Here is a 25,208-nt window from a genome sequence, read left to right as displayed (position 1 = left end):
GTGGGCGACGTCGCAGTCTGTGGCGGCGACCGTGCCCTCTTCCAAGGGCTCGGCCGCACCGGAAAGCAGTGCGACGTCCTCGCCGTCCGCAAGGCTTTCGCCTCGGTCCGCTTCGACGACGGACAGGCCATCCTCTGCCTCGCCAAGGATCTTCACCCGATCCAGCGACGCCCGCCGCCCATGTTCTGACCCGCTCGCCGCTCTTGGCGAAACGCTTTCTACAAGAACGGCCGCTGGCGCGACCGCTCGATCCCCTCGCACCAACAGGATCTCCATGATGATCAGCGCCGCTCCCCCCGAAGCTCGCCAGTCTCAATCATCGCCACAACCGAGCAACTGTTCCCCAATCCGGGAACAGCGCGGCCTCCCAATCGAAATGCCCCGGATGATGGGGCTTCAAACCGCCTACGAGATCTTGGGCGGAAAAAAGGCTTTGGCAGATGTCTTAGGCGTTTGCGTCCGCAGCCTAAATTATAAGCTGAACGCCGATCGTGGCGTGTCGAACCTCGACCTGTTCGTCACTGCGAAGACCCTCGAAACCCGCGGCAACAAGATGCTGGAGCACGCTGCCAAGCTACGCGCCGTGCTTGCCGAGGCGAAGGGCTGATGAACGCCCCCTCACTGATCAAACTGTCCCGCAAGCTGATGCGAGCGGCCGACGTCGGGAAAGGCGTCCGGATCGAGTCTCCCGACCTCGACCTACTCGGAAGCCTCGGGCTCTTCGACATCATCAATCGCGCTGTAGCGGACTACCTGAAAGAACAGACACAATGCCGCGACGCACTCCGCCGGTTTACCAGAGAGGGAAATACTGGCTCGCCCATGACGAACGGGCAGACGGAACCCTTCGGAGCCCCAACCTATACATCTGGTGGTACGACAGTGGAACGCGACGCGAGCGCAGCACGTCGACGGCTACAAGCGACGTAGCAGCGGCCATTCTGGAACTCGACAAGGTCTACCTTGCCGACAAGGGCGAAGCGCCGGCCTTCTGTCACGCATGCGGCCAGCCGCTCGCGCAGGCGCAGGCGTATCTCCTGACGGACGCCATCGCAGATTATAAGATAGAGTGGGGCAACACGCGCGCTTCGGCTGACACGATCTCGGGTCGCCTGGCGCACGCCGTGGCGTTTCTCGACGCTGAGCATGCTCTTGGCGCGGAAGGTCGGTTCGGTCACTCGACGAGCTGCGCGACAGCGTGCGGCACCGTCTTCGTCAACGCCTTCCGCGCCTGGTCCCGGCTGCAGCCAGTCGAATGGCGCAACGGCAAGGGCGAAGTCACCGTGTCGCGTCCGCGCTCACCAGCCGCGACCGAGGCGTCGATCGCGCAGCTGATCGCCGTCTTGAACCATGCCGCGAACGCGGAGCCGGCGCGCTCTGATAAGCGACCGATCTACAAGCCCCTCCCCGCCCGCCAGGTGCAACGCCAGCGCCGCACCCGAATCGGTGTCGAGGAACTGGCGAAGATGTTCGCCTACGCGGCCGAGCCCGATCGCCAGCGCGGTTCGCTTCACGCGTTCCTCGTCGCATCGGTCTGCACGATCGCGCGGCCTGGTGCTGTCGTCGACATCAACGTCGCGCCCGACCGCGAGCAGTGGTGGCCGGGCGCGCCGACGCTCGACCTCAACCCGCAAGGGCGCACGCAGAACAAGAAGCATCGCGCCGTCCTGCCGGTGCTGCCGCTGCTCGATCGCTGGCTGCGCGAGGAATACGAGACGTACATGGCGCTGCCGATACCGGACCGTGCCGGCCGGGGCTGGCTTGTGAACTATCACGGCCGCGCCATCCAGGACGTCGATCGCGCGTGGGATACGATGCTGACGAACCTCGACATGCCTGCCGGCCGCGAGTGGCGTCCATACCTGCTGCGCCACAGCCTCGCGACCCTCGTCCGTAACAACGGCGCGAAGAAGTGGGATCTGGAGGGGTTCATGGGCCACCGCGACGGAAGCCAGACCGAGGTCTACGCGATCGGCGAATTCCCCACCGTCGTGCGCGCCCTGAATCGCATCATCGCCAAGATCGAGAAGCTGGCTCCGGGCTCGACGCACCGGAACCCTACCGGAACCCGCGTTGCCGAAAAGTCGGCTGGAGACAGAAAAATGTGAGTTAAATCAACCACTTGTCGATGGTGCCGCTTACAGGACTCGAACCTGTGACCCCCGCATTACGAATGCGATGCTCTACCAGCTGAGCTAAAGCGGCCCGACGACGGATGCATCCGGTCGAGGGGGCGGCAACTACCAGCGGTTTTGCGGGCTGACAAGCGGTTTGCGAGTTTACTCCGTGTTTACCAAGCGCGGTGCACAAGCACGGTGACGATACGGGGATCTTTGGGCATGACGACGGCGCGCAGCGTAGAGGATGGACGCGCAGTGGGCGCGGATAGCGTGGCGCTAGCGCGGGATGCGTCACGGGCAACCGCGGACGCCGGCGCGCGCGATTCGACCGATGCTGGCGTCAACGACGTGATGTTCGATCTTGGGGGTGACGAGCGGCGTATGCACGTGCGCGCCTACAACCATTGGGTGTCGCTGCTGAAGGATCGGCCCTACCCGTCGATCGCCGATCTCAAGCCCGAGACGATCACCGATTTCGGGCCACACAGCGTGCTGCTCGATTTCAGTCAGGGCATGGGCGATCCGAAGATCGCGTATCTCGGACGGGCGCTGCGCGAGGAGTGCGGGCTGGAGGGGCCGATCGCGACGATCGCCGACGTGCCGAGCCGATCGCTGCTGTCGCGGCTGACCGATCATTATCTCCAGATCATCGCCAATCGCGCGCCGATCGGCTTTGAAGCGGAATTCGTCAGCAGCCGGGGACGGACGACGCTGTACCGTGGGATCCTGATGCCGTTTGCGTCGGGCCCATCTGCGTCGAGAGGCGTGACGATCGATTTCATCTACGGCGTGATCAATTGGAAAGAGCTCGCGGACGCCGATCTTCAGGCGGCGCTGTCCGCCGAGCTCGATGCCGCCGTTCACGCGACGCCGAATGGCTCGGGCACGACCGCGCAGGTGTGGGCGGATGGGCCGAGCGGTGGCTTCGATGTCATGCCTACCGAGCCGGAGCCCGCGGCCTTGCCGGCGCTGGTGCTGGATGACCCTTTGCCCGCCGACTATGTGCTCGTTGGGCGGCTAGGCGAGCAACTGGCGATCGCGCGCGAGAATGCCGCGCAGGTCCGCGCAGCCGAAGCGCGAAGTCGGGCGGCGCTGCACCGGACGCTGGGTCGCGCGCATGATCTCGCAGTCGGGGCCGAGCAGGACGGCGATGATTTCAGCGCGATACTTTCTGCTGCCTGCATGTCGGGTGAGACGGACGCGATGACGCAAATCGTCGCGCTGGTCTTTGGCGCGAATTTCGAGACGGCCCGGTTGGAGACGTTCGCGGCGGTGTTGCGACACGCCCAGCGGCATCAGGTGCCAGCAGGCGGTTTTGCAAGCTTTCTCGGCGGTTTCGACGGAGATCTCGCCGCAATCGCGGCTGCCGAACGGACGGCGTTCTAGGTGCGCTGCAGCATTCGCCTTCGCACCTGCCACAAGGGTTGAGATAGGCGATTAGCGGGCGCATAGGCCCTGACCTATGGCGAACCAATCGTTGAACATGCTCACCGAAACCCTCGCGGGCCGGTTGACCGAACGGGCCCTTCCGGGCGAACTCAGGGACTTCGGTGCGAGCGAGGTCGCGCAGGCCGCGGCGTTCGTGGCCGCGACCGCCGCGCACCGCGACGACGGCGCGCCGGCAATCGCGATCGAACCGATCAGCGGCGACGATACGCGGCGGCGGATGCGCCTCGCGATCGTCAACGACGACATGCCGTTCCTGGTCGATTCGATCGCGGCGGCGATCGGCGCGCAGGACATCGCGGTCGACCGGATCATCCACCCCGTCGTCCGCACGACGCGCGCACCCGACGGCACGCTGCACGCGATCGACGCCGACGGCCAAGGCGCAGGCCGCCCCGAATCGATGATCTATCTTGAGATGGAGCGCGCAGATGCGCGCGACCGTCGCGGACTGATCGAGGACCTCACCGCCGTATTGGCCGACGTCCGCGCGGCGGTGACCGACTGGCGCGCGATGCAGGCGGCGCTCGACGACGATATCGCGATGCTACCCGAGGGCGAAGGCGCCGCTCTGTTGCAGTGGTTCCTCAATGGACATCTGACTCTGCTCGGGCACCAGATCTGGCATCGTGACCGGAGCGGCCACGCTGCTCTCGGTATTGCGCGCAACGAACACCGCGTGCCGATCCTTGCCGAGGCCTCGCGCGCACTCGCGATCAAGTGGTTCGAGGCGGGCAACGATGCGCCGTTGTTGCTGAAGTCGAACCTGATCTCGACCGTGCACCGTGCGGTGCCGCTCGACCTCGTCGTGGTGCCGGTGATGGAAGGCGCGACGGTCGCCGGGCTGTCGATCTACAGCGGCCTGTGGACCAGTGCCGCGCTCGCCGCGATGCCGCGCGACGTGCCGGTGTTGCGCACGCGGCTTGCCGCGATGAAGGCAAAGTTCGGGTTCGATCCGCGTGGTCATGCCGGCAAGGCGCTAACGCATGCATTCACGGCGTTGCCGCACGACCTCGTGATTGCGTTCGCGCCGGATGCGCTGGAGGATCTGGCGCTGACGGCGATGAGCATCGCGGATCGGCCACGGCCGGCGCTCGTGTTGGTCGAGTCCGCGCTCGGGCGGCATCTGTTCGGGTTCGTGTGGTTGCCGCGCGACGATGTCACCACCGGCCGACGGGTCGCGATCGGCGACATGCTGGCCGAAGCGGCGAATGCGAGCGTGCTCAACTGGTCGATCGCGCTGGAGGACGGCGAGGTCGCGATGATCCGCTACACGCTCGATCTGCGCGGCGATGGCCGGATGCCCGATGTCGCGCCGCTCGCGCTCCGGTTGCAGCGAATGGTGCGCGGCTGGGTGTCGGACGTCGAGGCCGCGCTGGTCGAGACGTTGCCGCCCCCGCGTGCCGCCCGTCTGGCGCTAAAATGGGCCGCAGCGTTCCCGCAGAATTATCGCAACCTCAGCACCCCTGCGGAGGCTGCCGAGGATATCCAGCGGATCGCCGCGCTGGCCGATACGGACGCGCGTGGCGTGCGCCTTGTCCCTGGTGAGGCCGGTGCCGATCCACAGCTGAAGATCTACAAGCTGGGTGGCGCCCTACCCCTGTCGGACGCCGTACCGGTGCTGGAGAATTTCGGCTTCCGCGTAATCGGCGAATTGCCGACGCGGTTGCGCGACGACAGCGTGCCGTTCGTGCATGACTTCGTGCTGGAGGCGAATGACGCGGCGCAACAGAGCGACGCGCTAGTGCTCGAAGGCGCGATCGCGGCGGTGCTGGAGGGCGCGGCCGAGAACGACGCGTTCAACCGGCTGATCGTCGAACTCGGGATGCGTCCCGAGGCGATCGTACTGTTCCGTGCGTGGTTCCGGTATCTGCGCCAGGCGGGGCTGCCGTATGGCCTGACCACCGTGGTCGATGCGCTCCGTCGTGCACCTAAGGTCGCCGCGGCATTGATCGCGCGGTTCACTGCGGTCCATCATCCGGAGCACCCGGGCAATGCGATCGAGGCGGACCAGGCGATCGAAGCCGGGCTCGACGCGGTCACCGCGATCGACGACGACCGTATCTTGCGCGCGTATCGCAACCTGATCGCGGCGACTCTGCGCACCAACGCGTTCACGCCCGCACCGTCCGAGGCGCTCGCATTCAAGCTCGACAGCCATCTGATTCCGGGGCTTCCCGCGCCCGTGCCTTGGCGCGAAGTCTGGGTGTATTCGCCCCGCGTCGAAGGTATCCACCTCCGCGCCGGCCCGGTCGCGCGTGGCGGCCTGCGCTGGTCCGACCGTCGCGACGATTTCCGTACCGAAATCCTTGGGCTGATGAAGGCCCAGCGGGTCAAGAACGCCGTCATCGTGCCGACAGGCGCGAAGGGTGGCTTTTATCCAAAGCAACTCCCCGCCCCGTCGAACCGCGACGCGTGGCTCGCCGAGGGTACCGAGAGCTACCGGATCTTCATCCGCACGTTGCTGTCGATCACCGACAACATCGTCGAGGGCAAGGTCGTTCACCCGGACGGCGTGACGATCCTTGACGGCGAGGACCCGTATTTCGTCGTTGCCGCTGACAAGGGCACCGCGACGTTCAGCGACGTGGCGAACGCGCTCGCGCTCGAACGCGGCTACTGGCTGGGCGACGCGTTCGCCTCCGGTGGCTCGGTCGGGTACGACCACAAGGCGATGGGGATCACCGCCAAGGGCGCGTGGCTGAGCGTCCAGCGTCACTTCGCCGAGCGCGGCCTCGACGTGCAGAGCGAGAGCATCACCGTCGTCGGCTGCGGCGACATGTCAGGCGACGTGTTCGGCAACGGCATGCTGCTGTCGAAGACGCTGAAGGTCATCGCGGCGTTCGATCATCGCCATATCTTCCTCGATCCCGATCCCGATCCCGCGACCAGCTGGGACGAGCGCAACCGGATGTTCGCGCTGCCGCGGTCGAGCTGGGCGGACTACGACGCCAGCCTGATCTCGAAGGGCGGCGGCGTATTCGCACGTACCGCAAAGGTCGTGAAGCTGTCGCCTGAGGTCCAGGCAGCGCTCGGCATAACCGCGAGCGAGATGGAGCCGGGCGCGCTGATCTCGGCCATCCTCAAGGCGCCGGCGGACCTGCTCTGGTTCGGCGGCATCGGCACCTATGTGAAGGCGGCATCGGAGGCGAACGTCGCGGTCGGCGATCCGGCCAACGACCGGTTGCGAGTCAACGCCGAGGATTTGCGCGTGATCGCGATCGGCGAAGGCGCGAACCTCGGCGTCACGCAGGCGGCGCGTATCGCGTTTTCGGCACGCGGCGGGCGGATCAACACCGACTTCATCGACAATTCGGCGGGCGTCGACTGCTCGGATAACGAGGTCAACATCAAGATCGCGCTCAACCGCGAGATGATCGAGGGGCGGCTCGACTATGAGGACCGCAACACGCTTCTCGCCAGCATGACCGACGACGTCGCGCACCTGGTGCTGGAGGACAACCGCCTCCAGACGCTCGCGCTGTCGATCGCCGAGGCGGACGGCGCGGTCGCGGTGCCGAGCTATGTCCGCGTGATCGAGATCTTCGAGGGTGGCGGCAGGCTCGATCGCGCCGTCGAGGGGCTAGCGTCGAACGATATCCTGCTGCGGCGCGGCCAGGATGGTCTCGGCCTCACGCGGCCTGAGCTGGCGGTGCTGCTAGCGACCGCCAAGCTCGGGTTGCAGGACGCGATCGAGCATAGCGACATCGCGAATGACGACGCGCTCAAGCCCGACCTGCATGCTGCTTTCCCGGCGGCGATGCGCGAGCGGTTCGGGACGGCGATCGACGAACATCGGCTGCGGCCCGAGATCGTCGCGACCAAGCTCGCCAACCGGATCGTCAACAGGCTGGGCATCCTCTACCCGTTCGAGCTGGCGGAAGAGGAAGGCGCGGCGATGGGCGATATCGCGGCGATGTTCGTCGTCGCCGAGCGCCTGTTCGACCTGCCGGCACTGTGGGCGGAGATCGAGACGGCCGTCATGCCCGAGGCGGCGCGGATCGCGCTGTTCGACGAGGTGGCGGTCGCAACCCGCTCGCAGATCGCCGACCTGTTGCGCGTATCGGCGCCGGGCGCCGTGCCGGGCGAAGTCCTCGCGCGACTGGCGAAGGGCATCACGCAGCTCGACAGCCAGACCGCGGCGTTGCTGCTCGAAGAGGCCAGCGCGCAGAGCAATCGTATCGCAGGGCAGCTCGAAGCGGTCGGTGCGCCGGGTGATCTGGTGCGGAAAGTCGTTCGCCTGTTCGAGATGGACGGCGCGGTCGGCTTGGCCGATCTCGGCGAGCGGATGTCGCTCGACGAGGCGGTGGTGACGCGGGCGTTCACGCATCTCGGGCAGGCGCTGGGGCTCGACTGGGCGCAGGCGAATGCGGCGCGGATCAGTCCGACCGATCCCTGGGAGCGGTTGCTGGTCGCCGGGCTGGCACGCGATTTCCAGCAGTTGCGGCTGGAGTTCCTCGCGCGGTGCGGTGCGCAGGATCCGCAGGGTGCGGTCGAGAAGTGGCTGCTGACGAATGCGGCGCGGGTGGCGCAGTTCAAGGCGGTGATCGACCGTGCGCGCCATGCGGCGGTGCCGAACGCGGCGATGCTCGCGCAGATCGCCGGCCAAGCGCGGGTGCTGCTGGGGCGGTAACTGCTGCCCCTCTCCCCTGAGGGGAGAGGGAGGGGCCCGCGTGCTCTTGCGCGTGGGAGGGTGAGGGGTGTGAGGCTCGGGACTTGAATCCCAACGGCCCCTCTCCCTCCCGTCGCCAAGAGGCTCCTCCTTCCCTCTCCCCGGAGGGGAGAGGGACTAGGCCGTCCGCCGGGCCGCGAGCTCCGCCTTCCACTTGCGTGCGCGCACCCACATGATCACGCCGGTCACCGCCAGTACCGCGGGCAATATCCCGCCCAGAAAAATCACGATCTGCCACAGCGCACCCATGTCGGTGCCATCGTGGATCCGCCGCATCCACCGCGCCACGCCACCCCGCGGCCGCGCCGGTGCCGCAGTCGCGCCGCCGGTGTCGTCCGCCACCTTCACCCCGACCGGCGCGCCGCCGCCCTGAAACGTCACCGTCCAGTCCGCGCTGAGGTCGGTCGGCCACGTGACACTCCGCAACGGCGCATTGTCGACAATACCGCGCGCCTTGCCGATCGCCACCGCCAGCGGCTGCGCGGGCGACGCCAGCGGTTTTGCGCGCATCATCGCGCCGCGATCGGGACCGCCTCTCGGCCGCGACGTCTCGCCGGTGAGCTTCCCGAAAACCTGCGGGAACGAGATCCACGCACCGGTCAACGACAGCACGAACAGCGGCAGCGCGATCCAGAACCCGAACAGGTGATGCAGGTTCGTCTCGACGTCGCGGTTCCGTCGGAACCGCAATCCGCGCGTCCACTTCCCGACGGTCGGCCACCACAGCCACAGGCCGGTAAAGCACGACACCATCATCGCGATACCGATCCAGCCGACGATCGAGCGTCCGACACCGGGCAGTTGCAGGCTTCCGTGAAGGACGTGGAGGAACCGCACGAGCCCGCCGTTCGACGGCGACACCTCCAGCACGCGTGCGGTCGGCGGATCGAGATACACCATCGTCCGCTGGGGAGGCCCTGGCCGGGTCGGTGCGCGGGCCGAACTGGCCGCGACGACCACCGGACCGCCGTCGTCGGGCATCGTCAACGTCGCGATCCGCTCGCCATGCTTCAACGCGGCGCGCGCCGAGGCGACATAGCTGTTGGGCCCGATCACGGTCCTCCCCGAGACCGTATAGCGCGCCGGATCGACGATCCGGTCGAGCGCGTCGTGCCACACCAACGCCGCTCCGCTGAGCGACAGCGGAATGATCAGGATCGCCAGCACCAGCCCGATCCACTTGTGGACCTGGAACCACGCGCGCCGCATCGCCAGCTTGCTCATTATCTACTCCCTGTGTGGGGAGCGTGGCATGGGGGGCCGGCTCAAGTCCACAACCCTTGCCACACAGGCAACATGCTCCCCTCCCTGGAAGGGAGGGGTTGGGGGTGGGTTGGCCCAATTTGGTCGCGGCACTCGATATGCGGAAACCGCCCCCCCCCCTGCCCCTCCCTTTCAGGGAGGGGAGCAGAAGTCAGGCGTCCGCCCAGCGGCGGAGGAGGTTGTGGTACACGCCGGTCAGCCGCACCGTGGCCGGATCGCCTTGCCCTTGCGCGGCCGCGACCGCCTGCACGCCCTGGTCGAGATCGAACAGGATCCGTCGCGCGCCATCATCACGCACCATCGACTGCAACCAGAAGAACGACGCGGTACGCACCCCGCGGGTGACCGGCGTCACCCGGTGCAGGCTGGAGGCGGGATACAGCACCATATGCCCGGCGGGCAGCTTGACCGACTGCGGCCCGAACTGATCCTCGATCACCAGCTCGCCGCCGTCGTAGGTCGCGGGGTCGTCGAGGAAGAGTGTTGCCGACAGGTCGCTACGAATGCGAAAGTCCGTGCCGCGCTTCATCCGGATCGCGTTGTCGACGTGCAGCCCGAAATCCTGTCCGCCGGCGTAGCGGTTGAACAGCGGCGGGAACACTTTCAGCGGGAGCGCCGCCGCGACGAACAGTGCGGACCGGCCGAGCGCATCGAGGACCATCCCGCCAGCCTCGCGCGCGGCGACCGAGTCCTCGGGGAGTTGCTCGTTGCGCTTTGCTAGCGCGCTCTGGGGCCCCGACGTGGCATTGCCGTCGATCCACTCTGCTCGGTCGATCAGCGCGCGGACACGGGCGACGCCGGCAGCATCGAGGACATCGGGGATCGCAATCAACATGGCATCACTCTAGAATGCGGCGGCGACACCGGCAAACTGCCCGCATCGCCGCCAAGCCTCACAAGCTGTAGAAGAGCGTCAGCCGCACCGAGCGCGCCTCGCCCGGCGTCGCCCAGCCATTGTTGCGGATGCCGGTGTAATATTTCTCGTTGGTGAAGTTTTGCACGTTGAGCTGCGCGGTCAGGCCGTTGCCCACGGTGTACGACAGGAACGCGCGATGCGTCAGGTAATCGGCCGAGTGGAAGACCGGCGTCACCACGGTGGTCGGCGCGAGCGGGGTGGCCAGCGCGCTGTTGTTGAGCGCGAACGCCCCCTGATAGGTCAGGCCGTAGCCGAGCTGGAGACCGAACGGCAGCGTGTAGGTGGTGAACAGGCTGCCCGAATGCTTCGGCGTGTTGGTGAGCTGCTGGTCCTTCTGCGTATCGAGGATCGCGGCCGAGTTGCCGCATGGGTTGGTCGTCGTCGTGGTCGTGCCGACGGTCGTACGGACCGGACCCGGATTGGCGAGACAGAAGTTCGAGACGCTCTGGATGACCTTCGCCTTCAGATACGTGTAGTTGGCGAAGATCGAGAACGCGTGCGAGATGCTGCCGCTGGCGCCCAGCGCGATGCCGTCGACGCGCGAACGGCCGTCGTTGACGCCCAGCGTCGTGACGATCGGGTCGTTCGTGGCGACACGGTAGTTGGTACGCTCGTTGCGGAACACCGCCGCCGTCAGTTGCAGCTTGCGCGAGAACAGGTCCGCCTTGGCGCCGAGTTCGTAGTTCACGGCCTTTTCCGGCTTCACGTCGCATGGGTCGAGCTGGCCCGCGGGTGCATTGATCAACGTACCACAGCCGAGCCGGACGGTCGCCGAGGTTGGCGTCGTGGCGTTGCCATACGATGCGTACAAGCTGACGGTCTCGATCGGCTTGAAGTTGATGCCGCCGCGGTACGAGAACAGCGTCTCGTCGCTCGTCTGGTTCAGTCCGCGCGTATAGGTGCCGAGTGTCGCGTCGGGCACGACCGAGAAGGTATCGGCGCGGAAACGGCCCTTGGCATGCTCGTAGCGCAGGCCGAAATTGACCTCGATCTGCGGGATCACCTTGATCGTGTCGAAGGCGTAGACCGCCGCATTGCTCGTCGTGCCCTGCGACCGGCCGGCCTGGATGAAGTTGAACGGGCCGGTGTAGTCGGTGTTCGGGTTGGCGAGGTTGATCGCTGGCTGGGCGACCGTCGCACCGGTCGCGGTACGCAGCGTGTTGCCCGTGACGATCGTGTAATCTTCCTGCGAGACCGACGCGCCGAGGACCAGCGTATGCTCGAGCCCCGCGGTATCGAAGACCGAGCGGAGATCGGTCTGGTTATAGAGGATCTGGTTTTCCTGGTTTCGGACGAAACCGCGCGGGCCGCTTGGGTAATAGGTGCCGGGTATGTTCTGACCCGGAGCGGTTGCCGTCGGGGCAATACAAACCGCCGGCGTCGTCGCGACGTTGGTCAGCGGCTGCGGCTGGAACCCGGTCGACAGGCAGAACACACCCTGCGGCGCGCTGGTCAGCGAATCCTGCTGGACGCGCTGCCACCGGCTGAGGTTGCGGATCGAGACCTTGTCGGAGAAGCTGTGGCTGACCGTGGCGGTCGCCTGGTCGACGGTGATGTCCTGCTTGTCGAGGTTCCGGATGCCGTAATAGGCGGAGTTGTCGGCACCCGGCAGCGGCCCATTGTTCACCGCATTGCGGAAGTACGGCACACCGTAGACGGGGACGTTCTCGTCCTCCTGATGCAGATATTGCAGCGTCAGGCTGGTCGGGCCCTCGACGCCGACGATCAGCGACGGCGCAACCGCCCAACGCTTGTTGTTCTCCACATCGCGACCGGGAATGTCGTTCTTGTGCGCGACCGCGTTCAGGCGGACCGCAACGAGGTCGCTTACGCGGACGTTCGAATCGAGCGTGGTGCGATAGTAATCGTCGGTGCCGACACCGCCCGACACGACCGTCAGCGTCTCCGCCTGCGGGCGCTTGGTGATGAGGTTGATCGTGCCACCGACCGATCCACCACCGCCAAAGACGCTGTTCGCGCCGTTATAGACCTCGACCTGTTGCAGGTTGAACGTCTCGCTGCGGCTGTATTGCGCGCTGTCGCGGACGCCGTCGATCGTGATGTCGTTGTTGGCGGAATAGCCACGCAGGTTGATGCTGTCGCCGTATCCGCCGCCGCCTTCGCCCGCACCGAAGGTGATGCCGGGGATCGTCTGCAGCACGTCGCGCAGGGTGAGCAGGTTCTGCTTGCGGATCGTCTGGTCGCCGATGATCGTCACGGTTTGCGTCGTGTCGAGCAGGCTGCGCGTCGCCTTCGGGCTCTCCAGCGTGGTCGCGGGGACGGTCTTGCCGTTGACGACGATTTCGTCGCGGTTGAGCTGCTTTTCCTGGTCGTCGGCCGCGTGGACCTTTGCCGATTCAGCCGGGCGATCGGCAGCGTAGGCGGGGGCGCTGGCAATGAACCCTACGCACGAAAGCGCAAGAAATGCAGGCGCGGCGGACGAACGCGACGAAGGACCAGACATGCGAAACCCCTTATTGTTGCGGGTTCGCTATTGAGAGTCGTTCTCACTGTCAACGCTATTGCGACTAATTCTCATGGTGGGTTTGAAAACAGCCATGATCTCAATGCGCTAGCGAGGTTCGGGGGAGCATTTGCTTGTATGCGGATAGCGTCGATTTCGGCGACAAGTGCCGACAAGGGCAAGGCGAGGCGCATAGCGGCGGCTTCCAGCGCCTGCCAGAAAACGGGTTCAAGGCTGATCGAGGTCTGGTGGCCGGCGATCGTGATCGAGCGCTTAACGGGTCCGTGAAACCCGCCCGCGGGCGCCGTAATGAGGCCGCCCGCGGTCATGCGCAGATCACTCGGTATCGAACAGCGAGGCCAGCTGTTCGATGATCGTCCCGCCAAGCTGCTCGACGTCCATGATCGTCACGGCGCGCGCGTAGTAGCGGGTAACGTCGTGGCCGATGCCGATCGCGACCAGCTCGACCGGCGACTTGCTCTCAATCCAGCCGATAACCTGGCGCAGATGACGTTCCAGGTATGAGCCCGAGTTCACGCTGAGCGTCGAATCGTCGACCGGCGCGCCGTCGCTGATCACCATCAGGATGCGACGTTCCTCGGGCCGCGCGACCAGCCGCGCATGCGCCCACATCAGTGCCTCGCCGTCGATATTCTCCTTCAGCAACCCCTCGCGCATCATGAGGCCGAGCGAGTTGCGCGCGCGGCGCCACGGCTCGTCGGCGCGCTTGTAGACGATGTGGCGAATGTCGTTTAGCCGACCCGGCTGCGGCGGACGCCCGGCGGCCAGCCACGTCTCCCGGCTTTGCCCGCCCTTCCACGCGCGAGTCGTAAAACCCAGGATCTCGGTCTTAACGCCGCAGCGCTCCAGCGTGCGCGCGAGAATATCCGCGCTGATCGCCGCGATCGAGATCGGGCGGCCGCGCATCGAGCCGGAGTTGTCGATCAGCAACGTCACGACGGTATCGCGGAAATCGGTCTCGCGCTCGGCCTTGTAGCTCAGCGACAGCGTCGGGTTGACGATCACGCGGGCGAGGCGCGCGGCGTCGAGGATACCCTCCTCCTGGTCAAAATCCCACGACCGCGACTGCTGCGCCATCAAACGCCGCTGGAGCCGGTTCGCGAGCTTCGACACGGTCGATTGCAGGTGCACGAGCTGCTGGTCGAGATAGCCGCGCAGCCGCGCCAGTTCGTCCGCGTCGCACAGCTCGGTAGCAGCGATCACTTCGTCGAATTGCGTCGTCCACGGCTTGTAGTCGAACGCGCCGCCCATGTCCGCGAAGGGACGGTTCGGGCGGACCGGCTGCATGCCTTCCTCGCCGTCGTCGCCGGGCTCGCCGTCGATGTCGTCCATCGACTCGTCGCTCTGCTCCTGGCCGTCGCTTTCCTCGTTCTGCTGCTCGGACTGTTCGCCGCGCGCCTCGACTTCGCCCTGGCCGTCCTCGCCCTGGTCGTCGCCTTCGTCGCCCTCGTCCTGCTGCTGTTCGTCGGTGCCCTCGTCCTCGGATCCGCCTTCGTCGCTCTCCTCGGGGACCTGATTGCCCTCGACCAGTTCGAGCTCCTGCAGCATTTTTCGCGCAAGACCCTGGAACGCTTTTTGGTCATCGAGCGCATAGGCCAGCGCGTCGAGGTCGGTCTTGCTCTCAATCCAGTCGCGGACCAGCGCGAGGCCGGGCGCGGCAATCGCGGGCGACTCCTGCCCGGTCAGCCGCTCGCGCACCATCAGGCCAAGCGCGGTCGACAGCGGCACCTCGTCGCGATTGCGCGCGCGTGTGATGGGGTCTGCACGCAAACGAACGTCAAGTGCGCGTTCAAGATTCTCGGTGATGCCAGCATAGCCGCGCGCCCCGAGCGCCTCGACCCGTGCTGTCTCGACCGAATCGAACACCGCACGCGCAACCGCCTCGACCGGCGCCGCACGGTTATGCAGCGCGATGTCGTGATGCTTCAACCGCAGCGCGAATCCGTCCGCGAACCCACGCGCCTCCGCGACCTGCTCCAGCGGCAAGGCGCGAGCGGGCATCGGCACCTTGATGTGCTTGCCGGACTGCGTCGGTGCGTCCGCGGTGAAGGCGAGTTCGACCTCCGGCTCCTCCGAGATCGCACGCGCGGTGCCGGCGAGAACCGCCTTGAAGCGATCGAGAGGGGTTTCGTTGGCCAAAGGTTTAGGCCTTGCCCACCACGCTCTCGGGAAGATCCTTGCCGAACACGCGCTGGTAATATTCGGCGACCAGCGGCCGCTCCGCCTCGTCGCACTTGTTGAGGAAAGACAGGCGGAACGCGAAGCCGACGTCGCCGAAGATCAGCGCGTTCTGCGCCCAGGTGATCACCGTGCGCGGGCTCATCACGGTCGAGATGTCGCCGTTGACGAAGCCCTTGCGCGTCATGTCGGCGACGCGGACCATGTTCTCGACGGTCTTCTTGCCCTCGGGCTTGTCGTATTCGCCGGACTTGGCGAGAACGATCTGCGCCTCGACCTTGGCGGGCAGATAGTTGAGCGTGACGACGATGTTCCAGCGGTCCATCTGGCCTTGGTTGATCTGCTGCGTGCCGTGATACAGCCCGCTCGTATCGCCGAGGCCGACCGTGTTGGCGGTCGCGAACAGGCGGAACCACGGGTTCGGGCGGATCACGCGGTTTTGGTCGAGTAGAGTCAGCTTGCCCTCGGTCTCCAGCACGCGCTGAATCACGAACATCACGTCCGGGCGACCTGCGTCGTATTCGTCGAACACCAGCGCGGTCGGTGTCTGCAACGCCCAGGGCAGCAGGCCTTCGCGGAACTCGGTGATCTGCTGGCCATCCTTCAGCACGATCGCATCGCGGCCGATCAGGTCGATGCGGCTGATATGCGCATCGAGATTGATGCGGATGCACGGCCATTTCAAGCGCGCCGCGACCTGCTCGATATGCGTCGACTTGCCGGTACCGTGATAGCCCTGGACCATCACGCGGCGGTTATGCGCGAACCCCGCCAGCACGGCGAGCGTAGTGTCGGCGTCGAAGACGTACGCCGGATCGAGATCGGGGACGCGCTCGTCGGCTTCGGAAAACGCCGGCACTTCCATGTCGGAATCGATCCCGAACATCTCGCGCACCTTTACCATACGGTCGGGTGCGTCGAGGATCGTGGTCTCGCGGCTGTCGGGCTGGGTATTCGGGATATCGGTCATGTTGGCCTCGTGTTCCCGGTAGCTCTAGGCCAAGCGCGGGCAGTTACTCAACCGCCAGCGTGTGATTGGTGAGGCGATTGACCGGAAGAGTTAGACGAACCGCCGGGATAGCAGCGGGTTCCGGATCGGGCGTGGTGAAATATCGATCAGAGTAAGCATGGGTTACGCGAATACCCGACTGGTGAACGTCTTTACGCGAACGCGGTCGCGCCCTTGAGGTGCTGATACGCGGCGATGACCTTCTGCAACTCGGCCTCATGCGCGCGGTCGCCGCCGTTTCGATCGGGGTGATAGCGCCGGACGAGTTCGCTGTAGCGTTTGCGCAACGCCGTCCGATCGGTGTCCGTGCCGAGCCCCAACACGCGCAACGAGCGCCGCTCGCCATCGGACAGCACCCGACCGTCCTTGCGCGCCGCCGCCATCCGCTCGCCGAACCGCGCACCGATCGCGTCGATCGGATCGGCGAAGTCCGCCCATTTCGGCGGGGTGTCGCCGCCGCCATGCGCGAATGCGCGCGTTTCGCGTTCCCAGCCTGCCATCGGCCGCTGCGCGTAGTGGATCTCGTCCGCGGTCATGCCGTCGAAGAAATTGTAGCCGGAGTTGAACGCGCGGACATGCTCGAGGCAGAACCAGCGGAACTGCGGCGGGCCGCCGTCGCTCGGTCCTTCGAGCGGGGGCGCACGAAATTCGCCAGGCTCCTCGCAGTCGCGCCACATGCAGACGCGCCCCGTCCCTTCCACGCGGCCGTGAAACCGTGGGCTGGGGCGTTCTTTCCGCTCTTTTCGATCGTCGTCCGCCACCGGCTCCCCGCGCTTCCAAAACGGGCTATATAGGGAGCATGACAGACCTCGCCACCGGCTCCGTACAGGACCAGATCACCGCCCGCCTCACCGCGACACTCGCCCCGACGCAGCTGACCGTCGTCAACGAGAGCGGGCTTCACGCCGGCCACATGGGCGACGACGGCACCGGCGAAACGCATTTCCGCGTCGAAGTGGAAACTCCGCAGTTCGAAGGACTTAATCGCGTCGCGCGCCAGCGGCTCGTGAACCAGGCGCTCGCCGAACTGTTGAGCACGAAGATTCACGCGCTCGCCATCAAGGCCCGCGCGCCTGGGGAAATCTGATGGCGTACAAGCTCTGGTACTGGCCCTCCCTTCAAGGTCGCGGCGAGTTCGTCCGGCTCGCACTCGAAGGGGCGGAGATCGCGTATGAGGATTGCGCGCGTGGCGTAGGCGAAGAGGGCTTGCTCGCCGATCTGAACGACCGCACCGGACGGACACCGTTCGCGCCGCCGTATCTGGAGCTTGATGGCCTGGTGATCGCGCAGGTCGCCAATATCCTGATGTATCTCGGCGAGCGCCACGGCCTCGCGCCGTCGAACATGGCGGACCGGCTGTGGCTCAACCAGCTCCAGCTGACGATCGCCGACCTCGTCGCGGAGGTCCACAACGTCCATCATCCGGTCGCGATGATGGACTATTACGACGACCAGAAGCCCGAGGCGGCGCGTGCGGCTAAGCAGTTTCGTGAAGAGCGGATGCCCAAGTTCCTTGGCCATTTCGAGGATGCCGCGCAGGCCAATACCGGCGACTGGCTGATCGATCACAAATGGACCTACGCCGATACGTCGCTGTTTCAGGTGATCGAGGGGCTGCGGTATATGTTCCCGAAGCGGATGAAGACGCTCGAACCCGACTATCCAAACCTGGTCCGCATCCACGATCAGGTCGCCGAGCTGCCCGGCATCAAGGCCTATCTGAAAAGCGACCGTCGCCTCGCCTTCAACACCGACGGCATCTTCCGCGCCTATCCGGAACTCGACGCGGTATGAGGCTTGGCAGTGTTCTAACACTAAGCACCTCGCCAACCAACACCTCCCCGGCGAAGGCCGGGGTCCAGTTGGGGGTCAGGGGTAACGACGGGCTGCCCGCCGCCATATCAACCTTTCCAGCTGGACCCCGGCCTTCGCCGGGGAGGTGCTGGTTGTGAGGACCCCACGCCCAGCCGCGCGTATCCTGCTCGTCGACGGCCAAGACCGCGTCCTGATGTTCCGCTTCACGCCCACCGACCGCCCCCCGCTCTGGTGCACCCCCGGCGGCGCGGTCGATCCCGGCGAGACCTACGCCGCCGCCGCCCGTCGCGAACTCTGGGAGGAAGTCGGCCTAGACATCGATTGCGGTCCCGAAGTCGCGCGCCGCGTTGTCGATTTCCGCACCTTCGAGGGCATAGAGGTGACCGCGGACGAGCGCTATTTCCGGATCGACATCGACAGCCGCGACGTGAAGGCGGGCAAGCTCACCGAACAGGAGAAGCAACTGCTCGTCGGTCACCGCTGGTTTTCCCGAAACGACATCGTCGCGCATGACGAAACGCTCTATCCAGCAGACCTGGTCGAACTCCTCGACGCCACGGAACCTGCCAAGGGATAACGCCATGCTCGATGATTTCGTCCTCCAGACCATCCTGCCGTCGACGCACGATCTCGGCGGGTTCAAGGTCCACCGTACGCTGCCGAACAAGGAACGGACGATGGTCGGCCCGTTCCTGTTCTTCGACCAGATGGGCCCGGCGCATCTCGACGTGGGGCAAGGCATCGACGTGCGCCCGCACCCGCACATCAACCTGTCGACCGTCACCTACTTGTTCGACGGCGCGATCGATCATCGCGATTCGCTCGGCACGCAGGCGCGGATCGAGCCCGGCGCGGTCAATCTGATGACCGCGGGCCACGGCATCGTCCATTCCGAACGCTCGCCCGGCGACGAGCGTGCCGAGGGGCCGAACTTGTCGGGGATCCAGACCTGGCTGGCGATGCCCGAGGCGGTCGAGGAGATCGACCCGGCGTTCGAGCACGTCACCAAGGCGCAGCTGCCGACGATCAAGGCACACGGCGCGCGCTCGCGGATCATCATGGGAAGCCTGTGGGGTCAGACCGCGCCGACCACGACCTATTCGGGGACGATCTATGCCGACATCGCGCTCGATCCGGGCGCGAGCGTGCCGATCGACGCGGCCGCCGAGGAGCGCGCGATCTATCTCGCGATGGGCGAGGCGACGCTGGAGGGCGTAAGCCTCGAACCTCAGGTGCTGTATGTGCTCCGCCCCGGCATTTCTGCGACGTTGCGGTCGGCGCATGGCGGCCGTGCGATGCTGTGCGGTGGCGATGCGTTCACGACGCCGCGCCACGTCTGGTGGAACTTCGTTAGTTCCAGCCGCGACCGCATCGAACAGGCAAAGCGCGACTGGAATGCGGGCAATTTCCCGAAAGTGCCCGGCGACGAGAAGGAATGGATCGAGATCCCGGCGATCCCGAAAACGGTCAGCTATCCCTGACTCCTCCCCTCCCGCATGCGGGAAGGAAGATCACGCCTTCTGCTCCCCTCCCGCTTGCGGGAGGGGTCGGGGGAGGGCATGATCCAAGGGCAGCGCGAACGGGCAGGCCCTCCCCTGCCCCCTCCCGCCAGCGGGAGGGGAATGATGTCGGACCTGCAACGCATCGCGTTATCCACGGGCGTCGAACTCGACGTCGCGATCAGCGGCGAGCCCGCAAACCCGCTCGTCATCCTCCTCCACGGCTTCCCCGAATCGCACCGCACCTGGCGCGACATCGCCCCCGATTTAGCCCGCGACCATTACGTGATCGCCCCCGACCAGCGCGGCTTCGCGCGCTCCTCCAAACCTGAGGGCGTCGACAGCTACACCCCCGACAAGATCGTCGCCGACCTGATCGCGCTCGCCGACCACCTCAAGATCGACCGCTTCACGCTGGTCGGCCACGACTGGGGCGGCGCGGTCGCCTGGATGGCCGCGTTGCGCCACCCCGAGCGCATCGCGAAGCTCGTCATCATCAACGCCCCCCACCCGCTCGTCTTCCAGCGGACCATGTTCGACGACCTCGAACAGCGCGCCGCCAGCCAGTATATCCGCGCCTTCCGCAACCCCGATCTCGAAAAGCATATCGCCGCGATCGGCCTCGAAACCTTCTTCGACACCAGTTTCTCGAAGCACGCCGACCTCGCCGCGATGGCCGAGGACAAGGCCGCCTATCTCGACGAATGGGGCCAGCCTGGCGCGATCACCGGCATGCTCAATTGGTACCGCGCGAGCGCGATCCTCGTTCCCGAAATGGACGAGACGCCGCCCCGCCCCGCCTTCCTCGATGCACCGTTTCCGCCGACCGCGATGCCAGTGCTGGTGATCTGGGGGATGCAGGACAGCGCGCTGCTGCCGAGCCAGCTCGACCTTGGCGATTACGTGCCCGACCTGACGATCGAGAAGATCGATGCGGGGCACTTCGTGCCATGGCAAAAGCCCGACGCTGTGATCGCCGCAATGCGCCGTTGGGGTATTGGAGCGCTCTCGATCCTCCCCCGCAAGGGAGAGGTGGCTGGCGCTTGCCAGACGGAGGGGGCGGAAAGGGAAACCCCTGCACCGTGTCCTCCCCCTCCGTCGCCTTCGGCGCCACCTCCCCCTTGCGGGGGAGGATCGGAAAACTTGCTGGCTGATCCGTATTCGACCGAACCTTCGCCACCTGTCTGAATCCTGACGACCACATTCGGCGATCGTTCAGCGCCGGGGGAGCAAAACCCTCTCCATGCCGTTGATCCGGCGTCGAACATAGGAGAGCAGTCATGCGTAAGATGATCCTTGCGGCCGTAGCCGCCGCCACCCTCGTCCCCACCTTCGCGACCGCACAGAGCTACGGCGAAGTCCGCCGCGACCAGCGCGAGATCCGCGAGAGCCGTCGCGACCTCGATCGTGCACGCCGCTATGGCGACCGCGGCGACGTCCGCGAAGCCCGCCAGGAGCTGCGCGAAGACCGCCGCGAGGCGCGCGAAGATTGGCGCGACTATCGCCGTACGCACGGCAACCTCTACCGCCGCCCGGCCTATGCCGGCCCGCGCGGCTATCGTTATCGCCCGGTGAGCGTCGGCTACCGGTTCGCGCCCGAATATTACGGCCGCAACTATTGGGTGAACGACTACCAGACCTATCGCCTGTCGCGCCCGGCCTACGGCTATCAACGCTGGGTCCGCTACGGCCGCGACGTCGTCCTGGTCGACACACGCTCCGGCCGTGTCGTGCAGGTCAACAACGGCTTCTTCTACTAAGACCTTCTACCAAGTTTGGGAGGCCCGGGAGCGATTCCGGGCCGCACCCGTATCTGGCGCCTCAGTCTTTCTCGTACGCTCCACGCCGCATGATATAATCGCGGGTCTCGTACGGTGGGGAGAGCCCCTCGACCCAGGCGCCATGCGCATGCGTCAGCGCGACCAGTTCCATCGCCCGCTCGCCCGGCCAGCCGCGTACGCGGACCTCATGTCGGTGCAGATCGCGGTTCGGTTCCATCATCACCCAGCCGAGCGGCCTTTCGACCGTCGCCCGCGCGCCTGCCGCCTCCATCGCGACCCGGATCCGCTCGCGGGAGGTCGCCGGCAAATACTGCCACACCACCGAATGCATCAGCACGCGCGTGACCCCCTCGGGCTGCGGCTCGGCCAATTGCGCCTCGACCCAGTCCGCCGCATCGCCTTCCGCCAGATCGACGCCGCCGTCGCGCACCATCGCGATCGCCGCCGCGAGCCGCGCCTGTCGCTCGACCGCGTCGACCCAGACATACGCCGCAAGTCGCGCCGCCGCGACCGGATCGGCGACGTCCACCGGGTGGATATCGACGCCGCGTGTCGACTCGATCGCGACCGGCGCGCTTGGCGGCGGCGCGCCCCGCCATTCGGGGCGGATCGTCACAGGCGATGCCAATGGCCCGACATTCACACCGCCAAGGTCAAATCGATAGCGATCGATCAGCAGGTTGAGCCCAGCACTCGATCCGATTTCCAGCACCTCAAATCGCGGCCCGTACCGCTCGGCCAAATGGAGGATCCCGGTCATCATGCCCGCCGACCGCGCCGCCTCGTTGGTCTGCGGCGGCCCATCCAGCCAAGGCAGCAACGCTGCATCGTGCGCGACGAGCGTCGCCTGCAATGTCGAGGAGATGCATGCCTGATCGGTTTCCGCACCGGAGAACAAGGATGAAAGCTTCGGATCGACGCCCGCGCGGTGCAGCGCATGCAACCCGCCGACCAGCCGCAACGCCAGCGCATCCGCGACCGGCTCGCCCGCCCAGTCGAGCACCCGCCGCCCCGTCTCGCTGTCACGATCGAGCGCCTCCGCCAGCGCGGTGCAGACGCGCGCCGTGATGGGCGCGTCCATCGCGGTGCAATAGCCCGCCTGGATGTCGAAGGCCGAGCGGTTAGCCGGTTCATTTGCCATGCGCAGGTTGTTGCACCCGCCAAGCCCCCCCCGTAAAGCCCGGCGGGTGCCAGAGTCCCAGATCATCATCGCCGTCCCCAAGGGACGTATCCTAGCCGAGGCCCTGCCGCTGCTCGCGCGTGCCGGGGTGCATCCCGAAGCGTCGTTCTCGGACGAGAATTCGCGTGCGTTGCGGTTCGCGACCAACGATCCGGCGATCTCGCTGATCCGGGTGCGCGCGTTCGACGTCGCCACTTTCGTTGCGCACGGTGCGGCGCAGTTGGGGATCGTCGGGTCGGACGTGATCGCCGAGTTCGGATATTCGGAACTGTACGCGCCGGTCGATCTTGGCATCGGCCATTGCCGGCTGTCGGTCGCCGAACCCGCCGAGATGGCGGCGGAGGATGATCCGCGCGGCTGGAGCCACGTCCGCGTCGCGACCAAATACCCGCATGTGACGGCCGCGCATTTCGCGAGCCGAGGCGTGCAGGCGGAGTGCGTGAAGCTCAACGGCGCGATGGAATTGGCGCCGACGTTAGGGTTGGCACCGCGGATCGTCGATCTCGTGTCGTCGGGGCGGACGTTGCTGGAAAACGGGCTGGTCGAGGTCGAGACGATCATGGAAGTCACCAGCCGCCTTGTCGTCAACCGTGCCGCGATGAAGACGCGCAGCCGGGTCGTGCCACTGGTCGAGGCGTTCCGTCGCGCTGTCGAAGCGCAGGAGATCGCAGCATGAGCACGCTCCTCTGCTCCCCTTCCCGCATGCGGGAAGGGGCCGGGGGTTGGGCCTGCGCCATCCTCGACCGAAACGCTCGCGGTGAGCGCGTGCCCACCCCCAGCCCCTCCCGCTTGCGGGAGGGGGGCAAGTCATGATCCGCCTTTCCACATCCGACGCGGACTTCGCGACCCGCTTTACCGCGCTCGTCGAAGACCGCCGTGAATCCGACGCGGGCGTCACGCAGGACGTCGCCGCGATCATCTCGGCCGTCCGCCGCGACGGTGAAACCGCGCTTCGCGAGCTCACGCAGAAGCACGACCGTCACGACCTCGAAACCACCGGCTGGCAGATCGACGCCGCCGACTGCAAGGCTGCGTTCGACGCACTCGATCCCGACCTGCGCACCGCGCTCGAACTCGCCGCAACCCGCATCCGCGCGTATCACGAGAAACAGCGTCCATTAGACAGCGACTCGGTCGACTCCGCCGGCGTCAGGCTCGGCGCGCGCTGGCTCCCCGTCGACGCCGCCGGTATCTACGTGCCTGGGGGACGCGCCGCCTACCCATCGTCGCTGCTGATGAACGCGATCCCCGCCAAGGTTGCTGGTGTCGGCCGCCTCGCGATGGTCACCCCGACTCCGGATGGCCAGATCAACCCGCTCGTCCTCGCCGCCGCACATCTCGCCGGCGTCGATGAAGTCTGGCGAGTCGGTGGCGCGCAGGCTGTCGCAGCGCTCGCGTATGGCGCAGGCCGGATCGAGCCGGTCGACGTGATCACCGGCCCCGGCAACGCCTGGGTCGCCGAGGCCAAGCGCCAGGTCTACGGTGTCGTCGGCATCGACATGGTCGCGGGGCCTTCCGAGATCGTCGTCGTCGCGGACGCGCTCAACGACCCCGAATGGACCGCCGCCGACCTGCTCAGCCAGGCCGAGCACGACGTGACCACGCAGTCGATCCTGTTCACTGACGACGCAGCTTTCGCCGACAAGGTGGCGGACGCGGTCGACCGCCAGTTGCGCGACCTTGCCACCGAAGCCGTCGCGCGTGTCGCGTGGGACACCAACGGCGCGATCGTTGTCGTCGAGACGCTGGCGGACGCGATCCCGCTGGTAGACCGTCTCGCCGCCGAGCATCTCCAGCTGGCGATCCCCGACCCGCAAGGCTTCTTCGACCGCATCCGCCATGCAGGTTCGGTCTTCCTAGGCCGCTACACCCCCGAGGCGATCGGCGATTACGTAGCCGGCCCGAACCACGTCCTCCCAACCGGCCGTCGGGCGCGGTTTGCCAGCGGGTTGTCGGTGCTCGACTTCATGAAGCGTACCAGCTTCCTCGCGTTGGACGAAGCTGCGCTGCGCGAACTCGGCCCAGCCACGGTCGCGCTGGCCAATGCCGAGGGACTGCCTGCACATGCGAAATCGGTCGCGTTGAGGCTGCGGCTGAACCGCTAGAGTTGTTCACGCGAAGGCGCAAAGGCGCGAAGATTGTGCGCTTTCCGCGTAGCGGCTGTTTCACGACGCTAAATACCATTGTGCAGCGGCTGCGCCGCAGGGCGACATCTTCGCGCCTTTGCGCCTTCGCGTGAACAAACTCTTCTCTGCCAACGCGCCCGAAACGCAAAGGGCTGACACACACGCCCCCCGCGCCTACAGGCAACCGCTTATGACTCGAACCGCCCCCCGCACCAAGGCGCGTGCCGCCGCTCGCCTCGCCGCCGTCCAGGCGACTTACCAGCACGAGATGGAGGGCACCGCGATGCCCGTCCTGCTCAACGAATTCCACCAGCACCGGCTCGGCGCGACGATCGAAGACGTCGAATATGCCGAGGCCGATGTCGACTTCTTCGACGACCTGGTGACCGGCGCCCACGCGCGCGCCGGCGAGATCGACGTGCTGATCGAAGGCAAGCTCGCCAAGGGCTGGACGCTGGCGCGGCTCGACAAGCCGATGAAGGCGATCATCCGCGTCGGCACCTACGAGCTGCTCGCGCGCAAGGACGTGCCGGTCGCGGCGGTGATCAGCGAATATGTCGACGTCGCGCACGCGTTCTACGACAAGCGCGAGTCCGGATTCGTGAACGGGTTGCTCGACGGTATCGCGAAAGAGGTTCGCGCCTGACGAACTCCCTCTCCCCTCAGGGGAGAGGGTCGGGGTGAGGGGTCGCCAAGCAGTGCGGCGCCCGGAACAGCC

The 25,208-nt window shown here is 66.3% G+C and carries 21 protein-coding genes, 1 tRNA gene and 1 pseudogene; 14 read left to right on the top strand and 9 right to left on the bottom strand.

The window, feature by feature from the left end; genetic code table 11:
- The 3 genes from C8J25_RS16330 (at window position 1) to C8J25_RS16320 (ending at window position 2,108) form a co-directional block, all read left to right on the top strand.
- Window positions 1–189, top strand: coding sequence for a hypothetical protein (locus tag C8J25_RS16330; protein WP_107955446.1), 189 nt, complete (start codon window positions 1–3; stop codon window positions 187–189).
- Between the two features lie 85 nt (window positions 190–274).
- The gene (locus tag C8J25_RS16325) at window positions 275–607 is read left to right on the top strand and encodes a hypothetical protein (protein ID WP_146173363.1); all 333 of its coding nucleotides are present in this window, start codon (window positions 275–277) and stop codon (window positions 605–607) included.
- 163 nt (window positions 608–770) lie between these two features.
- Window positions 771–2,108 (top strand): site-specific integrase, encoded by a 1,338-nt coding sequence (locus tag C8J25_RS16320; RefSeq protein ID WP_107955444.1) that lies wholly within the window; start codon window positions 771–773, stop codon window positions 2,106–2,108.
- 21 nt (window positions 2,109–2,129) lie between these two features.
- On the opposite strand, the gene C8J25_RS16315 is transcribed toward C8J25_RS16320, so the two are convergent.
- Window positions 2,130–2,205, bottom strand: a tRNA-Thr gene (locus C8J25_RS16315).
- A gap of 134 nt (window positions 2,206–2,339) precedes the next feature.
- Between C8J25_RS16315 and C8J25_RS16310 the strand changes: the two genes are divergently transcribed.
- Window positions 2,340–3,506 (top strand): PAS domain-containing protein, encoded by a 1,167-nt coding sequence (locus tag C8J25_RS16310; protein WP_107955443.1) that lies wholly within the window; start codon window positions 2,340–2,342, stop codon window positions 3,504–3,506.
- A 97-nt stretch (window positions 3,507–3,603) separates the two neighbouring features.
- Complete coding sequence (locus C8J25_RS16305; protein ID WP_425275475.1) at window positions 3,604–8,199, top strand: NAD-glutamate dehydrogenase; 4,596 nt, start codon at window positions 3,604–3,606, stop codon at window positions 8,197–8,199.
- Window positions 8,200–8,355: 156 nt separating this feature from the next.
- Here the strand turns inward: C8J25_RS16305 and C8J25_RS16300 are convergent, their stop codons facing one another.
- The 7 genes from C8J25_RS16300 to C8J25_RS16270 all read right to left on the bottom strand — a co-directional run bounded on the left by C8J25_RS16300 (window position 8,356) and on the right by C8J25_RS16270 (window position 16,766).
- Window positions 8,356–9,462: a PepSY-associated TM helix domain-containing protein gene (locus C8J25_RS16300; RefSeq protein WP_107955441.1), complete on the bottom strand. Its 1,107-nt coding sequence runs from the start codon at window positions 9,460–9,462 to the stop codon at window positions 8,356–8,358.
- A 190-nt stretch (window positions 9,463–9,652) separates the two neighbouring features.
- Window positions 9,653–10,336, bottom strand: a complete 684-nt coding sequence (locus tag C8J25_RS16295; RefSeq protein ID WP_107955440.1) for a Fe2+-dependent dioxygenase — start codon at window positions 10,334–10,336, stop codon at window positions 9,653–9,655.
- Window positions 10,337–10,394: 58 nt separating this feature from the next.
- Window positions 10,395–12,881, bottom strand: a complete 2,487-nt coding sequence (locus C8J25_RS16290; RefSeq protein ID WP_107955439.1) for a TonB-dependent receptor — start codon at window positions 12,879–12,881, stop codon at window positions 10,395–10,397.
- Between the two features lie 71 nt (window positions 12,882–12,952).
- The gene (locus tag C8J25_RS16285; protein ID WP_107955438.1) at window positions 12,953–13,210 is read right to left on the bottom strand and encodes a ribbon-helix-helix domain-containing protein; all 258 of its coding nucleotides are present in this window, start codon (window positions 13,208–13,210) and stop codon (window positions 12,953–12,955) included.
- Between the two features lie 7 nt (window positions 13,211–13,217).
- Window positions 13,218–15,041, bottom strand: a complete 1,824-nt coding sequence (cobT, locus tag C8J25_RS16280) for a cobaltochelatase subunit CobT (protein WP_107955437.1) — start codon at window positions 15,039–15,041, stop codon at window positions 13,218–13,220.
- A 4-nt stretch (window positions 15,042–15,045) separates the two neighbouring features.
- Window positions 15,046–16,050 carry a cobaltochelatase subunit CobS gene (gene cobS / locus C8J25_RS16275; protein ID WP_056052421.1) on the bottom strand — a complete coding sequence of 335 codons (1,005 nt, stop codon included), beginning with the start codon at window positions 16,048–16,050 and terminating at the stop codon, window positions 15,046–15,048.
- A 191-nt stretch (window positions 16,051–16,241) separates the two neighbouring features.
- Window positions 16,242–16,766: a J domain-containing protein gene (locus tag C8J25_RS16270; RefSeq protein WP_107955436.1), complete on the bottom strand. Its 525-nt coding sequence runs from the start codon at window positions 16,764–16,766 to the stop codon at window positions 16,242–16,244.
- A 122-nt stretch (window positions 16,767–16,888) separates the two neighbouring features.
- On the opposite strand from C8J25_RS16270, the gene C8J25_RS16265 reads away from it, so the two are divergent.
- The 6 genes and pseudogenes from C8J25_RS16265 to C8J25_RS16240 all read left to right on the top strand — a co-directional run bounded on the left by C8J25_RS16265 (window position 16,889) and on the right by C8J25_RS16240 (window position 21,163).
- On the top strand, window positions 16,889–17,176 hold the full coding sequence (locus tag C8J25_RS16265) for a BolA family protein (RefSeq protein WP_093398431.1): 288 nt from the start codon (window positions 16,889–16,891) through the stop codon (window positions 17,174–17,176).
- Entirely contained in the window at window positions 17,176–17,883 is a 708-nt protein-coding gene (locus C8J25_RS16260) for a glutathione S-transferase (protein ID WP_107955435.1), read from the top strand. The genes C8J25_RS16265 and C8J25_RS16260 overlap by 1 nt, the downstream gene beginning before the upstream one ends.
- Before the next feature lie 148 nt (window positions 17,884–18,031).
- Complete coding sequence (locus C8J25_RS16255; protein WP_107955565.1) at window positions 18,032–18,481, top strand: NUDIX hydrolase; 450 nt, start codon at window positions 18,032–18,034, stop codon at window positions 18,479–18,481.
- Between the two features lie 4 nt (window positions 18,482–18,485).
- Window positions 18,486–19,385 carry a pirin family protein gene (locus tag C8J25_RS16250; RefSeq protein WP_107955434.1) on the top strand — a complete coding sequence of 300 codons (900 nt, stop codon included), beginning with the start codon at window positions 18,486–18,488 and terminating at the stop codon, window positions 19,383–19,385.
- 141 nt (window positions 19,386–19,526) lie between these two features.
- Window positions 19,527–20,396: pseudogene (locus tag C8J25_RS16245) on the top strand (alpha/beta fold hydrolase); the annotation flags it as partial.
- 287 nt (window positions 20,397–20,683) lie between these two features.
- Complete coding sequence (locus tag C8J25_RS16240; RefSeq protein ID WP_107955433.1) at window positions 20,684–21,163, top strand: RcnB family protein; 480 nt, start codon at window positions 20,684–20,686, stop codon at window positions 21,161–21,163.
- Window positions 21,164–21,224: 61 nt separating this feature from the next.
- Here the strand turns inward: C8J25_RS16240 and C8J25_RS16235 are convergent, their stop codons facing one another.
- Complete coding sequence (locus C8J25_RS16235) at window positions 21,225–22,325, bottom strand: DUF2332 domain-containing protein (RefSeq protein WP_107955432.1); 1,101 nt, start codon at window positions 22,323–22,325, stop codon at window positions 21,225–21,227.
- 46 nt (window positions 22,326–22,371) lie between these two features.
- Here C8J25_RS16235 and hisG point away from each other — a divergent pair, with 46 nt between their 5' ends.
- The 3 genes from hisG to nusB all read left to right on the top strand — a co-directional run bounded on the left by hisG (window position 22,372) and on the right by nusB (window position 25,136).
- Window positions 22,372–23,040 carry an ATP phosphoribosyltransferase gene (gene hisG, locus C8J25_RS16230; RefSeq protein ID WP_244187161.1) on the top strand — a complete coding sequence of 223 codons (669 nt, stop codon included), beginning with the start codon at window positions 22,372–22,374 and terminating at the stop codon, window positions 23,038–23,040.
- A 133-nt stretch (window positions 23,041–23,173) separates the two neighbouring features.
- Window positions 23,174–24,469: a histidinol dehydrogenase gene (gene hisD, locus C8J25_RS16225; protein WP_107955430.1), complete on the top strand. Its 1,296-nt coding sequence runs from the start codon at window positions 23,174–23,176 to the stop codon at window positions 24,467–24,469.
- Window positions 24,470–24,680: 211 nt separating this feature from the next.
- Window positions 24,681–25,136 (top strand): transcription antitermination factor NusB, encoded by a 456-nt coding sequence (gene nusB, locus C8J25_RS16220; RefSeq protein WP_107955429.1) that lies wholly within the window; start codon window positions 24,681–24,683, stop codon window positions 25,134–25,136.
- The last annotated feature ends 72 nt before the right edge of the window (window positions 25,137–25,208 follow it).

This window comes from Sphingomonas faeni (assembly GCF_003053745.1).
Classification (GTDB): Bacteria; Pseudomonadota; Alphaproteobacteria; order Sphingomonadales; family Sphingomonadaceae; genus Sphingomonas; species Sphingomonas faeni.
This window is presented reverse-complemented; position numbering and strand designations above follow the sequence as displayed.